Source organism: Anaerocolumna sedimenticola (genome assembly GCF_009931695.1).
Taxonomy (GTDB): domain Bacteria; phylum Bacillota; class Clostridia; order Lachnospirales; family Lachnospiraceae; genus Anaerocolumna; species Anaerocolumna sedimenticola.
In genome coordinates this window covers 2,583,219-2,598,060 of the sequence record NZ_CP048000.1, presented here as the reverse complement: position 1 = coordinate 2,598,060, position 14,842 = coordinate 2,583,219, and the positions used below count along the sequence as shown (strand labels likewise).

At 36.3% G+C, this 14,842-nt stretch carries 13 protein-coding genes and 1 pseudogene; 2 read left to right on the top strand and 12 right to left on the bottom strand.

Features of this window, described 5'->3' with window-relative positions; all coding sequences use genetic code 11:
• Window positions 1-8 precede the first annotated feature (8 nt).
• Window positions 9-929, bottom strand: coding sequence for an ABC transporter permease (locus tag Ana3638_RS11400; protein WP_161838135.1), 921 nt, complete (start codon window positions 927-929; stop codon window positions 9-11).
• Window positions 930-1,043: 114 nt separating this feature from the next.
• Window positions 1,044-2,726, bottom strand: coding sequence for a glutathione ABC transporter substrate-binding protein (locus Ana3638_RS11395; RefSeq protein ID WP_161838134.1), 1,683 nt, complete (start codon window positions 2,724-2,726; stop codon window positions 1,044-1,046).
• A gap of 466 nt (window positions 2,727-3,192) precedes the next feature.
• On the opposite strand from Ana3638_RS11395, the gene Ana3638_RS11390 reads away from it, so the two are divergent.
• Window positions 3,193-4,221, top strand: coding sequence for a substrate-binding domain-containing protein (locus Ana3638_RS11390; RefSeq protein ID WP_161838133.1), 1,029 nt, complete (start codon window positions 3,193-3,195; stop codon window positions 4,219-4,221).
• Between the two features lie 453 nt (window positions 4,222-4,674).
• Here the strand turns inward: Ana3638_RS11390 and Ana3638_RS11385 are convergent, their stop codons facing one another.
• The 9 genes and pseudogenes from Ana3638_RS11385 to Ana3638_RS11340 form a co-directional block, all read right to left on the bottom strand.
• On the bottom strand, window positions 4,675-5,685 hold the full coding sequence (locus Ana3638_RS11385; protein ID WP_161838132.1) for a GGGtGRT protein: 1,011 nt from the start codon (window positions 5,683-5,685) through the stop codon (window positions 4,675-4,677).
• A gap of 18 nt (window positions 5,686-5,703) precedes the next feature.
• Window positions 5,704-6,396 (bottom strand): iron-sulfur cluster assembly scaffold protein, encoded by a 693-nt coding sequence (locus tag Ana3638_RS11380; RefSeq protein ID WP_161838131.1) that lies wholly within the window; start codon window positions 6,394-6,396, stop codon window positions 5,704-5,706.
• Between the two features lie 155 nt (window positions 6,397-6,551).
• Entirely contained in the window at window positions 6,552-7,145 is a 594-nt protein-coding gene (locus tag Ana3638_RS11375) for a DNA-3-methyladenine glycosylase (RefSeq protein ID WP_161838130.1), read from the bottom strand.
• A 271-nt stretch (window positions 7,146-7,416) separates the two neighbouring features.
• Window positions 7,417-9,501: pseudogene (locus tag Ana3638_RS11370) on the bottom strand (thioredoxin domain-containing protein).
• A gap of 556 nt (window positions 9,502-10,057) precedes the next feature.
• The gene (locus Ana3638_RS11360) at window positions 10,058-10,882 is read right to left on the bottom strand and encodes a linear amide C-N hydrolase (protein WP_161838129.1); all 825 of its coding nucleotides are present in this window, start codon (window positions 10,880-10,882) and stop codon (window positions 10,058-10,060) included.
• 204 nt (window positions 10,883-11,086) lie between these two features.
• Window positions 11,087-11,365, bottom strand: a complete 279-nt coding sequence (locus tag Ana3638_RS11355) for a CD3324 family protein (protein WP_161838128.1) — start codon at window positions 11,363-11,365, stop codon at window positions 11,087-11,089.
• Between the two features lie 432 nt (window positions 11,366-11,797).
• Window positions 11,798-11,962 (bottom strand): DUF255 domain-containing protein, encoded by a 165-nt coding sequence (locus Ana3638_RS26770; RefSeq protein WP_161838127.1) that lies wholly within the window; start codon window positions 11,960-11,962, stop codon window positions 11,798-11,800.
• Between the two features lie 81 nt (window positions 11,963-12,043).
• A complete protein-coding gene (locus Ana3638_RS11345) occupies window positions 12,044-12,457 on the bottom strand; it encodes an NUDIX domain-containing protein (RefSeq protein ID WP_161838126.1) in 414 nt (137 codons plus the stop codon).
• Window positions 12,458-12,715: 258 nt separating this feature from the next.
• Window positions 12,716-13,024: a type II toxin-antitoxin system prevent-host-death family antitoxin gene (locus tag Ana3638_RS11340; RefSeq protein ID WP_161840528.1), complete on the bottom strand. Its 309-nt coding sequence runs from the start codon at window positions 13,022-13,024 to the stop codon at window positions 12,716-12,718.
• A 360-nt stretch (window positions 13,025-13,384) separates the two neighbouring features.
• On the opposite strand from Ana3638_RS11340, the gene Ana3638_RS11335 reads away from it, so the two are divergent.
• Window positions 13,385-14,224 (top strand): multinuclear nonheme iron-dependent oxidase, encoded by an 840-nt coding sequence (locus tag Ana3638_RS11335; RefSeq protein WP_161838125.1) that lies wholly within the window; start codon window positions 13,385-13,387, stop codon window positions 14,222-14,224.
• 105 nt (window positions 14,225-14,329) lie between these two features.
• On the opposite strand, the gene Ana3638_RS11330 is transcribed toward Ana3638_RS11335, so the two are convergent.
• Complete coding sequence (locus Ana3638_RS11330; protein ID WP_161838124.1) at window positions 14,330-14,791, bottom strand: hypothetical protein; 462 nt, start codon at window positions 14,789-14,791, stop codon at window positions 14,330-14,332.
• Window positions 14,792-14,842 lie beyond the last annotated feature (51 nt).

Below are 14,842 nucleotides of genomic sequence, written 5' to 3'. Positions count from 1 at the left end.
TGAACCTCCTAATCATAACGTATTTTAGGGTTGAGCACACCATACAATAAATCAACCACCAGATTTACAAAAATATATTCTACCGCAAAAAATAACAGTAAAGCCTGCACTACTTTGTAGTCCCGGTAACCTATGGAATCAACCAATAATCTTCCTAGACCCGGAATGGAAAATACGGTTTCGATTAATACGGAACCTGCCAGCAATCCGCCGATTTGTAAACCTGCAACGGTAACTACCTGAATTAAAGAGTTCTTAAAAGCATGTCTTCCGATTACAAGGATTTCCCGTAATCCCTTTGCCCTGGCCGTCCTTACATAATCTTCCCTTAGTGATTCTAACATGGATGACCTGGTAAACCGGGCTAAAATTGCCATAATGCCTGCTCCCATGGTGAAAGACGGCAGAATATATCCTTTCCAGCTATCAAGGCCTCCGGTGGGCAGCCATCCAAGTTTTACGGAAAATATCTGGATTAACACAAGGCCTAACCAGAAACTGGGTATGGAAATTCCGGAAATAGCCGTAACCATACCAATATAATCCAAGAGTTTGCCGCGCTTTACCGCAGACAGAATACCAATGAGCACACCGATTAAAACAGCCCATATCATGGCACATATGGTAAGTGTGATTGTGGGTTTAAAACGAGGTCCGATTAATTCTGCCACCGACATTCCGCTTTTAATGGAATTTCCTAAATCTCCGGTAAATAATCCTTTCATGTAGTCTATGTATTGTACCAGCAATGGTTTATTTAAGCCAAGCGCATCCCGCACCACTTCTACTTCATCCTGTGTGGCCTCATACCCTACAATAAGCCTTACCGGATCTCCGGGGATTAAATGTATAAACATAAATATGAGAAAGGAAATAGCTAATAATAACGGTATCGCGCCCAGCACCCTTTTAATGAAATAGCGTCCCATGAACTTTCCTCCACTTTATAACGGATGTTCTTTTTACGAAGAAAACTGTCTCATTCCATCTTATTCAGATGCAGATGACAGTTTTCTTAAGGAACACCACTGTTCGTTTACTTTTTACTGAGCCAAGGTTGCATTTGCAAAGTTAATTGCTCCGTCAGGTGCTACGCTTACACCGGAAAGATAGGTCTTATTTGCAAAGATATTCTGATCATTACCCAAGAATAACCAAGGTGCGTCATTCCAAATGGCAGATTGTGCTTTAGCATAAATATCGGTTAATTCTTTTGGATCAGCGGATGAAATCCCCTGGTCTAATAACTTATCTACTTCAGGATTGTTATAATATGCCGTATTTGCACTGGTTGGAGGGCACATCTTGCTGTAGAATAAAGCACGCATCGCACCGTCGGCATCGCAGGAGGAAGGGGACCAGTTTACATACCACATATTGATTTTAGCATCCTCTAACGGTACATATATTTTATCTGAAACAGTTGCAGGTTCCATTGGAACTACTTCCACTTCAATTCCGATTTGCTCTAATTGCTGTTTAATAAAGGTCATACCTTTGACTTCCTGGGTTGAGTTATCTCCCCAAAGGGTTAATTTAAATCCGTCCGGATAACCTGCTTCCGCCAGTAAGGATTTTGCTTTATCCAGATTATATTCATAGACTGGCTGTTCACTGTAATAGGAAATAGAGGGAGCCATAACGGAAGTGGCCGGTGCACCGTAACCTGCATACATAAGCTGAACATAAGCGTTACGGTCGATGGCATAATTCATAGCCTGACGTACTTTAACATCACTTAACTCTTTTAAATTGGTATTTAATGTTACATACCTCATAATTGTGGAAGTCGTAGCATTAACAGTAATATCTCCGGTCGTTTCCGCTGCTGAAATCTGATCCGATGGCATAGGATAAATAAAATCTGCCTCGCCGGTCTGGAGCATAGCCGTACGGGAACCGGCTTCCGGTACTTCTTTAATCGTTACGGAATCAACACCCGGTTTGGTTCCCCAATAATCCTGATTTTTCGTTGCCGTCATATGGTCACCTTCCACCCATTCTTTAAAAATATATGGGCCGGTTCCAACCGGATTGGTTATCAAGCCGTCATTGCCGTATTTTTCTATTGCTGCCGGACTGATTACAGGAACCAAAGTTAGTTTATTAATAAATGGACTGTAAGGTGCCGATAATTGAAACACTACCGTATAATCATCCGGTATTTCAATACTTTCAATGCGGTCTGTCTCTACGTCACCCTCCGTTAAGACAAAACGGCTTCTTGTACGCAGGTTATTATCTTTATTCATGATACGGTCAAAATTTGCTTTTACAGCTGCTGCATTAAAATCCGTACCGTCATGGAATTTAACGCCTTTTCGTAAATGGAACGTATATGTAAGGGAATCTTCTGAAATTTCATAGCTTTCTGCCAATTGTCCGACAATGTTCATATCCGCATCAAACATAACTAAATTCTCATACATGGCTCTTGATGCAGAAATCGATAAGGTATCACTTAGATTGTGGGGATCTAAGGAACTGATGCTTGTTTCCACTGCGATCACCAGAGCATTATCCGGCGATACTCCTTTCGTACTTCCGGTAACCAGTTCTCCCGTTTCTTTCTCAGTATCAGCTTCTTTTGTTGTGCCTGCCCCCTCATCAGCAGTTTTAACATCGTTGCTTCCCTTAGTGGAAGTACTTTTACCGTTACATCCTGCAAGTGATACTATCATTACGACTGCAAGGAGTAGTGCCAAAATTTTTTTGTAGTTTTTCATAATAATCTCCTTTTCCTGAAAAAATAAGTTACAAAAATTACCACTTTATAGCACAAAAAAAGTATTTTTTATAATCTGCGTCATCGCATCGTGCATTTTGTTATTTGCCCTCTGTTTATTGCATAATATAAAAAATACTTTTCTTTAAGTTGTTTTAATTTTATCATGTTTCAATTTAATTGTCAATTGTTTTTTATTGTTTTTGTACTTATTTATTATTGTTTCTTATTATTTTGTTAATTTATGTATATTATTAGAATTTCATACTTTACTAAACAATAGGGGAATATGTAATAACCCAAACAGAAAGTAGTCAAAAATTATGAATCTCTATTAAAATTTACAGATGTATTCATATTTTCAAAGATATTATCATACATGTATAAATTAACGCATATTTTAATTTATAGCAAACTACCGAACCGGTAATTATCTTTTTAATATAATATTTGAATGGAGTTTTTTTATGAAAATGGTTGTGAATCTTTTATCATATATCTTATTTCTGCTATTGGTGTTATATTTTGTATCCTATGCAAGAAACACTGAAAACAGACAAACTTTAAATCCTGCGGCTACAGTAATGCCAGTTCGGTCTACCGTAAGTACAAATCAATTTACGATTGGCTGGTCCGTATATAACAGCTCCTATGAATTCTTTCATGCAATGCAGAACGGGGTTCTGGCCAAAGCAGAGGAGCTGGGTATTAAGGTAATAACACATGACCAGAAAAGCAGCACAGTCGAAATGATAACAGGGGTTAATAATTTAATTGCCCAGGGCATTAATGCACTTGTTATCTCTCCGTTTAACCCGGAGGCAATGCCGGTTATTTTTGATTCTGCAAGGGAAGCCGGAATCCCGGTTGTTGTCGTGGACATTGGGACCGGCGGAACCGATGTGGATGCATTTATCATTTCCGATAATTTTGCCGGAGGATCCTTAGCAGGTGAGTATGCCTTAGAATTAATTAGAGAACGTTCGTTACCAAGCAGGAATGCTGCTATTATTAAAGTGGAGGAAACTTCTATTCACGCCCGACGCCGAGGGGAAGGCTTTAAAGATATAATGACTCAAAACGGGTATCAGGTCGTTGCAGAAGTAACAGCAAATTCCGAAACAACTCAGGCTTATGAAGCAATGAAAGGAATTTTAGATTCATATGGCAATGATTTAGCTGTGGTATTTGCTGAAAATGACCGAATGGCTTTGGGTGCAGCCCAGGCTGTTGAGGAAGCAGGAAAAATGGGGCAGATTATGGTTATAGGATTTGACGGAGATCCGGCAGCCATAACTGCTATCAAAGAAGGCCGGATGCAGGGTACCATCGCACAACAGCCATTTAAAATGGGTGAATTAGGTGTGGATGTCACATATAGGTTACTAACAGGTCAAAGAGTCATCTATGATGATTTAGAATCCAAGGAATTATTTTCGGAAATTTATTTAATTGATGATACCGGGCAGGCAAGAAGATATGATCAGAATCAATAATAAAAAGGTTATACCTTATTATTACGACAAATTAAATGATATTTATTTATGTTCATTTCATAAGTTACTATATTTTTAAAATTCTTAATTAATTTTTGTAAAGTTATTATGTATTTTTGATTAAGTTGTCATATTTTTGATAAAGTTTATATATTTTCTTATAAACTCACTATTTTTTTGGTTAAATTTGTCATTGCCTTTACTGGTAAATTATGTTAGAATACTGTAAGTTATATACCCAGTATAACATCCCAAAATGTACCCTATGCGCCCACCAAATGCATGGGGTTTTTTTATATATACAGCTTGCAATCGTATTCTTATGTAAAAAAGAAAAAGCACGTAAGAATGCAGGGGTAAAACCCATGCATTTTCTTCATGCTTTTCTACAAACTTCTTTATTCACGACCAGTCTTAAATCGAAACAGGCCAGATTTAATTTGAAAGGGACAATTAGAACTTCCCTGCGTCAGCTGCCTCTTGGATCGCAACTGCAACAGCCACGGTAGCGCCGACCATAGGATTGTTACCCATACCAATAAGACCCATCATTTCAACGTGAGCTGGAACGGAAGATGATCCGGCAAACTGAGCGTCGGAGTGCATTCTGCCCATAGTATCGGTCATACCGTAAGAAGCAGGACCTGCTGCCATGTTATCAGGATGAAGTGTTCTACCTGTACCACCACCGGATGCTACGGAGAAATACTTCTTGCCTTGTTCTACACATTCTTTTTTATAAGTACCTGCAACCGGATGCTGGAATCTGGTAGGATTGGTGGAGTTACCGGTGATGGAAACGTCAACACCTTCTCTATGCATGATAGCTACACCTTCTGTTACATCGTTAGCGCCATAGCAGTTAACCTTTGCTCTGTCACCTTTGGAGTAAGATTTACGGAATACTTCCTTAACTTCTCCTGTATAATAATCCATCTGAGTTTCAACGAAAGTAAATCCATTGATTCTGGAGATGATCTGGGCAGCATCTTTACCAAGACCATTTAAGATTACTCTTAATGGCTCTTTTCTAACTTTGTTAGCGGATAAAGCGATACCGATAGCACCTTCAGCAGCGGCGAAAGATTCGTGACCTGCTAAGAATGCGAAACATTTTGTTTCTTCTTCTAATAACATCTTTCCTAAGTTACCATGTCCTAAACCAACTTTTCTTTGGTCAGCAACAGAACCGGGAATACAGAAAGCCTGAAGGCCTTCTCCGATTGCAGCAGCGGCATCAGCAGCTTTTCTGCAGTCTTTTTTAATTGCAATTGCAGCTCCTACTAAATAAGCCCAACATGCATTTTCAAAACAAATATTCTGAATGCCTTTAACTTGATTATAAACATCAAGTCCGGCTGACTTTGTAATCTTTTCAGCTTCTTCAATGGAAGCAATTCCATAGCTGTTTAATACTGCATTAATTTTGTCTATTCTTCTTTCATATGATTCAAATAAAGCCATTTTATGTATCCTCCTCTATTATTCTTTTCTAGGGTCAATGATCTTAACAGCATCAGCAACACGGCCGTATTGTCCCTTAGATTTCTCATAAGCAGTAGCCGGGTCATCACCCTTTTTGATAAAGTCAGTCATTTTTCCAAGGTTAACATACTGATAACCAATGATTAAATCTTCTTCATCAAGTGCAAGACCGGTTACATAACCCTCTGCCATTTCAAGATAACGAGGACCTTTCTTTAATGTACCGTACATTGTACCAACCTGGCTTCTTAAACCTTTTCCTAAATCTTCAAGACCTGCACCAATCGGTAAGCCTTCTTCGGAAAAAGCACTTTGTGTTCTACCATATGCGATCTGTAAGAAAAGTTCTCTCATAGCTGTATTGATAGCATCACAAACTAAGTCTGTATTTAAAGCTTCTAAAACGGTTCTTCCAGGAAGAATTTCTGCTGCCATAGCTGCAGAGTGAGTCATACCGGAACATCCGATTGTTTCAACCAATGCTTCTTGGATAATACCATCTTTTACATTTAATGTTAATTTACAAGCACCTTGCTGCGGTGCACACCAGCCAACACCATGTGTTAAACCGGAAATATCCTTTACTTCTTTTGCTTGTACCCATTTTGCTTCTTCCGGGATAGGTGCTGCTCCATGGTTTACGCCCTGCGCAACTGGACACATCGTTTCTACTTCATGTGAATAAATCATGTCTAGACTCCTTTCAATGTACATAAATAATTACTTGTCAGCGGTATGTTATTATTTTAACATCGCACTCGCACTTATTTTCTCATAAAAATACAAATTAGTCTATAGTTTTTAAAAAAAATTCTCAAAAATGTAATGCCAGTTTATGGGTGCTTTTATTTGACTTTAACCGAAACGAACTTATTATCTTTAATTGTAAACCTCCATAAATAATCCTTAGCTTCTCCGGCATAATCTATATTAATCCTTTTTGAAGCAACGACTTCAATTGGATTTTTAACCGCAGCTTCCTCCAGATACAACTGATTACTGCATAAATCCATGCCGTAATTGTCCTTATTAATTCCCATAGCTGCACAAAGCTTTCCTGGTCCGCTGCATAAGTTTATCATTTTATCTGTTCCACGGCGCTTTTTCATTAATTCAATCCCATCAACTGGTTCTAATGCCCGCAGAAGTACCACTTCAGGAATATTAATTTCATTTGTTACTATATTCATGCAGTAATACATACCGTAAATCAGATAAATGTAAGCATATCCCCCTTCTTTATATTGTACATTGGTTCTGCCGGAGGGATTACTTTTATAGGAGTGGGCAGCGGCATCTTTGGTTCCCATATAGGCTTCCGTCTCCACAATGAGACCTTTTGTTATCCCCTCATTTGTTTCATGAACAAGAACCTTGCCTAAAAGGTCCTTAGCAACTGCAACTGCATCTCTTTGATAAAATTCTCTATTTAAAATCATAGCCTTTATTCCCCTTTAATTTCTTCCATTATTATATAAAATGAAACCCTCCATGTCAAAAGTTTCCTTCCGAAAAATACTAGTGTTACTCCCTTATGGTTTACATAAATAACAAAGCCACAGCATCAAAAGCTTCTCTTCACAACAATCAGGATGAAGGAGCTGCTTTTAACACTACGGCTGTGTTTATTATAAACCAATTATTGCTATTTTATTATGATTCGCCCGACAAAAGCCCAATTTAATCTTATTATGAAATAAATTTAATTAATCAGTAGATTTTCCAATTCCTTACTGTCATGGACCGGAGTCTTACAAGTTCCGTTTTCACACAGATAATAGCAGGGGTATCACTTACCTCATAATCTTTTGTATATTCCGCAATTCTTACGAGCTGATCCTGATTTTGTTTTGTTAAAACTAAAACCGTAACATCGGGAAGAAAATGTTTGGCAAAAATATTTCTTACCTCATTAATATGGGCTGCATCTGGCAAGGTACATATTAATTCCCTGGCAGGATAAACAAACTGCATGATAGCCATTAAGGAAAAGCAGTAGGCACTGGGATAATCGGCAATTCCACCTGCCAGGAAATTAATCTGTGCTTCTGCAGTCTCCATTAATTCCGTATTACCTGTATAAGCGGCAAGTTTTAATAATACATAAGCTGCTACCGAATTACCGGATGGAATCGCCCCGTCATAAATTTCTTTCGGACGATGGATTAAAACTTCCGCATCATCTGCATATAGATAAAACCCGCCGTTTACGGAATCAAAAAATTTCTTGATCAATACAGTGGTATAACGGATTGCCCGTTCTAAATACGAAATCTCCAATGTGGCTTCATAAAGAGCAGTTAAGGCAAAACTATAAAAGGAATAATCGTCTATATGTCCCTCTCCGCTGGCAATACCATCGCGGTAATGAACAAACAATTGATCTCCTTTACATAAATGGTCCTGTAAAAATTGATCTGCTTTTTTTGCAGCTTGTAAATACCCCTCGTCCTGTGTTATCTGATAAGCTTTGGCAAATGCCGCAATCATGATACCATTCCAGGACGTGAGAATTTTATCATCTTTGTGAAGTTTTGTTCTACCAGACCGATACTTAAAGACAGTTTTTCTAAGTTTCAATATTCTGTCTTCCTCCGGAAAATCAATTGGACTATTTGATGAAATTTGATTCTTTTCCTTAGGTTTTACAGCATGTATCCGATTTGGTATACTGCTGCCCTCAAAGTTGCCCTGTTTCGTTATACCAAAATACTCATTAAAATAATTTCCATCCTCTATACCTAATAAATCTATGATTTCATCCGGTGTAAATACATAATATTTCCCCTCAATACCATCACTGTCCGCATCCTGAGCACAATAAAAACCACCGTCTTCACAAGTAAGCTCCCTTAAAACGTACTCCATTGTTTTTTCCGCTATCTGCCTGTAATGCTCCTTTTTTGTGATTTGATAAGCCTCGAAATAGGTAAGAATTAAAAGAGCGTTATCATATAGCATTTTTTCAAAGTGAGGTACCAGCCACATGGAATCCGTTGAATATCTGGAAAATCCATATCCGATATGATCAAAAATTCCTCCCTGATACATGGAGTCCAGTGTTTTTTCTACTACTTTTAAGGCTTCCATGTTTTTTTCATGATAGGCAACTCTTAATAAAAACATCAGGTTATGGGGTGTGGGGAATTTAGGAGCCCTGCCAAATCCACCATATTGCTTATCAAAATAACGGATTAGATGGTAAGCGGCATCCGTTATCAATTCTTTTGTTATCGGATTATCACTTACTTTCTGTTTAAGTTCCTGCTTTAAGGAATCCGTTATCTCTTCACTGGCTTTCATTAAGTCTTCCCTGTTATTTTCCCATTTTTCCTGAACTGCCTTAAGTAAATCCAGTAAGCCCGGCATATGATGCTTTGCACGCTTGGGAAAATAGGTGCCTGCAAAAAAGGGCTTCTGATTCGGCAGCATAAATATGCTAAGCGGCCACCCGCCGCTGCCGGTCATATTCTGGCAGACAGACATATAAATACTGTCCACATCCGGACGTTCTTCTTTATCTACTTTAATTGCAACAAAGTTACGATTCAAATACTCTGCTACTTCTTCATCTTCAAAAGATTCATGTGCCATAACATGGCACCAGTGGCAACAAGATTTCTATAACCAACGTTAGGAATACCCAATAGATAAGAAAATAGGCTTATCTTCTGCTTTTGCTTTCGTAAATGCCTGTTCACACCAAGGCCACCAGTCAACTGGATTATAAGCGTGTTGAAGTAGATAAGGACTTTTTTCATGTATTAATCTATTGGGTATCTTGCTAGTTGTCATAGGACATCACCTCCTTAAATAAAAATATAACCTTATTATACCCAAACAAAAAGTGACTATGTAAGCCACATAGCCACTAATTTTTATTTGAACTTAATCTCAATCGTCAAACTATTCTCAACATACTTATAGTCTATATACTCAATTATCATCTTGTATAGTTCATTTTGTTCTTCCCAAGTCAATGGAGGATTACTCATTAAAGTTTGAAACTCATTAAGCATACGTCCCCGTGACACTTGACTTAAAACGGTTTTCAAAAGAGTTATCTATCATTTTACGCCACGAAAAACACAAATTCAACACGATATGTCCTATAACGTCCTGTTTGCATGAAGCTGACGAACCGGACCGGCAGAGCCTTTCCCTTTTTCGGCGTACGCTGAGACGGTTTGGCACGCATACCCATGAGCACGCCCGAAGAGTGAAAATGTTGTTAGGCGATTGACCATGCCCCTGTTATTCAAAAAATCGCCATGGACGGCTATTTCCTACACTTACTTGAATACCCTAAAAAGTCTGTCTTACCAATTGATCTTCTTTATTTAAATGGTTTTCACTCATACAAGCTAATAAGATCCTTCACAAATATTTCTTCATTTGTAAATTGAATTTTATTATTGCTTAAAAATCCATCCAATGATTGGATTGTTTTTTCCATAATAGAAATTTTCCATTTTTTACTTAAATCTTTTTTAAAACTAATATAAATTTCATTTTTTAATGGTTCATATACTATTGAACACAGAGTATCCTCCTGACTAGTTTTACTTAAAACTTCAAAGGCTTCATTTATTCCAAAGCTATGAATATTATTATGAATATATTCATAAGCACAAATATATCTATCAGCACCTATACCATATACTTTATTATAATTTGCTTCCTTAAAATCTCCATTTGGAAAATTAGTCATAATAATAAAATCATTATGAATAGGACTTACTATATTTGTATCATTTCCTTCTTCCAGAATAAATGCATCACCACTTTTATCAGCGATAATAGTATGTAGCCCTAAATCTGGGAATAACGGATTTCTAGGATACGAGATTACTCTTTTATTAAGAATTTCAAAAAATTCAGATGTTTTTCTTGTTTTCTTTAGCGCCTCATCAAAAATATCAAAAGCAAACCAATCATTTTCATTACAACTTGATTTAAAACCTGGACTATATTCTACTGCTTGAGTACAGATAAAAAGACCCTCACTATTAAAACCAGCGATATCCCTGTATTTGTTATCTAATAAGCCTGAAAAGTAAAATAAGTTCCTATCATTATAACTACTGACTTTTAGTTTTAAATCAATATCATCAGTATCGAAATTCATACCATAAATAGCTTTTTCTTGACTGTATACTGCAAAACTTGTACACATTTTGGAACCTCCTTTTAATATATAATTTTGTCATATAATATGCTTAGAGTATTTAGAGAATCATTTAGCTATTTTACCATTGGCTTCACCACTTTCTTAAACTTCCATCCATATGATATCACCAGGCATCTCAATGGTTCAACCTACAACATTTTTCAGAATTAAAAATGCGCCACTTAAGCTTATGCTTAATGACGCATTTTGTTATTCGTTGACTTTTTTCATTTCAAAAATAATTTTCTGTATACTTTTTTGAGATAAATAATACATTTCAGAAAGAACTTTTGTAGATACACCCTCTTTATATTTCTTATAAATGTCTGCGTTTCTAATTGAAGTTCCCCTTTTACTTCTGGTTGTTTCCCCCCAAAACTTTCTGTTGCATTCTTTTCTGGGAATATAAATATATTCCCCATCAACATAGTTTTGAATTAAATCTAATAATTCCTGTGGCAATACATCAATGCCTTTTATATAGCTCATTGCGCTCCTCCTAAAAATAATTTATCTTAGGCTTGAGCAAAGGCTATTTCATAATTCTAATAGTTAATTATTATGCAATAGCCTCTGCTATGCATGAATAACATATGTTCTCATAAAGTTATACCCCTTTCTTTTTTTGCTTAGAACATAAACTCAATTTTCAAATTTTACAAATGTTTAATATGTAGTGATTGCCTCAAAGCTAATACTTATACAATTATCGCTTGTTTGCAATTTGTTGTTAATGAAAGCATATCACATAGTAAGCGATAAGTAAATATGACCAATTCTATTATTTCTATATTAAAAGGTGGAGACTCAAAATAAATGTTGATTAATATAGTTTTACAAAATTAGTAGAGTAACTTCTTGACGTGTTGTTTGAATTGTTTTGCTTATACACCTTATTATAATTCAGTAGATTAAATTAGTTTATCTGGGTGCAGTAACTTGACTGCCACCAGTTGAACCCCTGGGGTACCAGTTCACAGGGTTGTATGCGTGCTGTAACAGGTAAGGGGATTTTTCGTTGATTAATTTATTTGGTATTTCGGTAGTTGCTTGACCCTTATTTGTTACATGTTTGGTTGTATTCATAGACGAAACTCCTTATCGGCATATTTTTTTAACAAGATAAACTTATCGTACGCACAAGTGCTTATAGGTAAGTAAACAACATTATATTATGTCAAGCTGTTCCAACACTGAATTAATAGTAAGGTCATCCAACATAGGTTTAGTTAACATTTTTTCAAGCTGCTCACGTGTTGCCCATAAAAAGTTTCTATGTTCATTTGAAAGAATAACCTTGTCAGTGTTGGCATAACAAAGGTATGTCAATCCAATTATTTGCCGTTGTGGGTTTACTAATCTGGATATGGCATATAAAAGCCTATCTATCCGAACAGTCAAACCGACCTCTTCTAGTATTTCACGAGAAAGACCATCTAGCAAATCTTCTCCAAACTTTAAACCGCCTCCAGCAAATTCCCATTCGTTTTCACCAACTCCACAATAATTTGAGCGTTGAATTATTAATGCTCGTTTGTTATATAATATCAATGCCTTTGTTGCAACCCATATTTCTCCCATTCTTGTCTCCTTCGTATCAATTATTTCCAATCCACTTTTAAACGATTGATTATATTAATTAATAATACATCGAATTCCAATTATTGTCTATCCTATGTTTGAAACCTAGAAATAAGGAGCAGGCATTTTGCCTACTCCCATATTGCAATATTATACCAGTTTTGTTTTATCCCTTTCTATACAGGACAAGGCGAACTTTAATTATTTTAGACTCATCATAATCGTTATCAATTATAACGTAGTAAATTATTAAGTTTTTCACATATATGCGGTAGTATGGATGTTTTCTGTCTTTTGCAGATTGGTATGGCTCAATACTTTCGGGATTCTCTCCCTTAATCTTGAAAAAACTTCATCATGAGAATATCGAGTCTTATCCATAGCTGCGGCTTTATCTGCTTCATCCAACTTGATTTCTACATCATCTGTTAGTTCAGCATATTTCTCAAGGCTCATAACAACCATAGCTCCATAACCGTTTTTGGTTAAATAAACAGGTTCTCCCTCACGGACTACGCTTTCTATCTCTGGAAATTTATTTCTTAAATCTGACACAAAATTTATAATATGGGCTTAAAGCAGTTATCGTCTTATTATGTATTACCAATTAAATCCTCTTGATGCCATGTCCCAACGTGCCACCAGCGTATTGTAAAAATTAAGAATAATACGCTTCACTTTGATGAATAAAAGTGCTATATTTAAGTTAAGAAAAGGAGTAACCGCCCACAAAGCGGTTAACCTCAATGTTCAGCTAACTGCCTAATGAGCCCGCTAAACAAGGGGCAGTTATTTTTTGTGCTTATTGTTCCTATTGTTTAAGATAGGTAAAGCCATTCGAGAATGGCTTCGCAGTGTAATGACCATAAATACAAAAATAGAATTTACTCGCTTTCAAAAATTATAAAGAGATAAAGAGGTTATAATATGATTAAGCTTGCTTGTAACTATTATCATGAAACAGAGGAACTTGTTCGGGAAAGTAAAATTGATATTGATTATTTTAAATTCCCATCATTGGTTTTTCAGATGGGTATGTTAAACAAAAGCGATTTGACTGAGTTTGGTGAATTTGTTGAAAATATCAAGGAAGTAAAACCTATTTTATTACATGGATTAAACCCTTCGCCACATAATATTGGGTCTGTGACGTTTATAGAGGATTTGAATGTTGAAATCGTGAATAAATTACTGCATATATCAGAAACCCCAGGAATATCACTCCACCTTGCTGGTATAGATAAAACCTTATCCAGAATTCAAAATCTTAATATAATAATTAAAAATATTAATTACTTAAAAGAAAAATTCCCCAACTTGGATTTTCTCTCTTTTGAAAATGTTGACAGTAATATGTTTGGTGTTTGTATTGAGCCTGATTTTATTTCTACAATTATAAAAGAAACTAATGTCCAATTTCTTCTTGATATAAGTCATGCTTTTTGTTCTGCGAGAGTAAAAGGAGAGAATTTTGAAAAATATTTATATCAATTACCTTTAGATAATACGTATGAAATTCATATAAATGGTTGGGCAGAACGTAATAATGATATAATGTGCCATATAAAAATAAATGAGTTGGGATATAGAACACTAAAAAATGTTTTAAGCGTTTGCTCTCCAAAGATAGTAACTTTAGAATATGGAAGACACAACGATAGGATTGGTATTGGTTGTCCAATTATGTCTAACAATCGCGTTAACAGCACTGCAAAAGAAGAAATTATTGAACAAGTGGACAATTTAAAACAAATACTAAACCGATAAGGGTCTCTATCCCCATAAACACCTCCTTTCGTGGCAAAGGACGTACCTGCAATAGCAAGTACGTCCTTTTAATAACCTATTTTATTCTCATATTGTCTCATTTTTTTAAGATACTCCGTACAGCCCAATTATCATAAGGATGACGGATACAAACTGAAGTACCGCTCGAAATCTGTTCCTGGCCTGTAATTTCCGGCGCCATTCCCGCAGTCCGGATACATCGCTGCTTTCAAGAGAATCATAAATCTTTTTATAAGTGGGCAAAATGAGAGGTTTGCTGACAAACAACGAGGCAGCGACAGCGACAACAGCACCTGCTGTGAACCACCAATTGGTGAAACCGAAGATAATAAAATAAGGAATAAAAGCAATTTTTGGTAATTCTGCTGTTATAATCATATAGAGCGACCTATGCATAGACTTATGCAGTTGCTTCGTTAAATTTTGGAAAGCGGCCTCATCCATATGGTTCATCACTTTTTGGATGACCCCTGCAATATAGGCCAGCGTGTCGGCACTAAGGGCGTTGATGACAAGAATCAGTATTTCGGTAAACGCTCTGGTCATAAATAATCTCCTCTCTTATATATTCGAACTCTTCATTTACAAGAGTAACAA

Bases quoted from the DNA above. Each gene is read 5' to 3' on its own strand.
- Ana3638_RS11375 (WP_161838130.1), bottom strand. From the start codon at position 7,145: ATGATTTTAAATAGAGAATTTTATCAAAGAGATGCAGTTGCAGTTGCT.
- Ana3638_RS11395 (WP_161838134.1), bottom strand. From the start codon at position 2,726: ATGAAAAACTACAAAAAAATTTTGGCACTACTCCTTGCAGTCGTAATG.
- Ana3638_RS11345 (WP_161838126.1), bottom strand. From the start codon at position 12,457: ATGGGAGAAATATGGGTTGCAACAAAGGCATTGATATTATATAACAAA.
- Ana3638_RS11385 (WP_161838132.1), bottom strand. From the start codon at position 5,685: ATGGCTTTATTTGAATCATATGAAAGAAGAATAGACAAAATTAATGCA.
- Ana3638_RS11390 (WP_161838133.1), top strand. From the start codon at position 3,193: ATGAAAATGGTTGTGAATCTTTTATCATATATCTTATTTCTGCTATTG.
- Ana3638_RS11355 (WP_161838128.1), bottom strand. From the start codon at position 11,365: ATGAGCTATATAAAAGGCATTGATGTATTGCCACAGGAATTATTAGAT.
- Ana3638_RS11400 (WP_161838135.1), bottom strand. From the start codon at position 929: ATGGGACGCTATTTCATTAAAAGGGTGCTGGGCGCGATACCGTTATTA.
- Ana3638_RS11360 (WP_161838129.1), bottom strand. From the start codon at position 10,882: ATGTGTACAAGTTTTGCAGTATACAGTCAAGAAAAAGCTATTTATGGT.
- Ana3638_RS11330 (WP_161838124.1), bottom strand. From the start codon at position 14,791: ATGACCAGAGCGTTTACCGAAATACTGATTCTTGTCATCAACGCCCTT.
- Ana3638_RS11380 (WP_161838131.1), bottom strand. From the start codon at position 6,396: ATGATTTATTCACATGAAGTAGAAACGATGTGTCCAGTTGCGCAGGGC.
- Ana3638_RS26770 (WP_161838127.1), bottom strand. From the start codon at position 11,962: ATGAATACAACCAAACATGTAACAAATAAGGGTCAAGCAACTACCGAA.
- Ana3638_RS11335 (WP_161838125.1), top strand. From the start codon at position 13,385: ATGATTAAGCTTGCTTGTAACTATTATCATGAAACAGAGGAACTTGTT.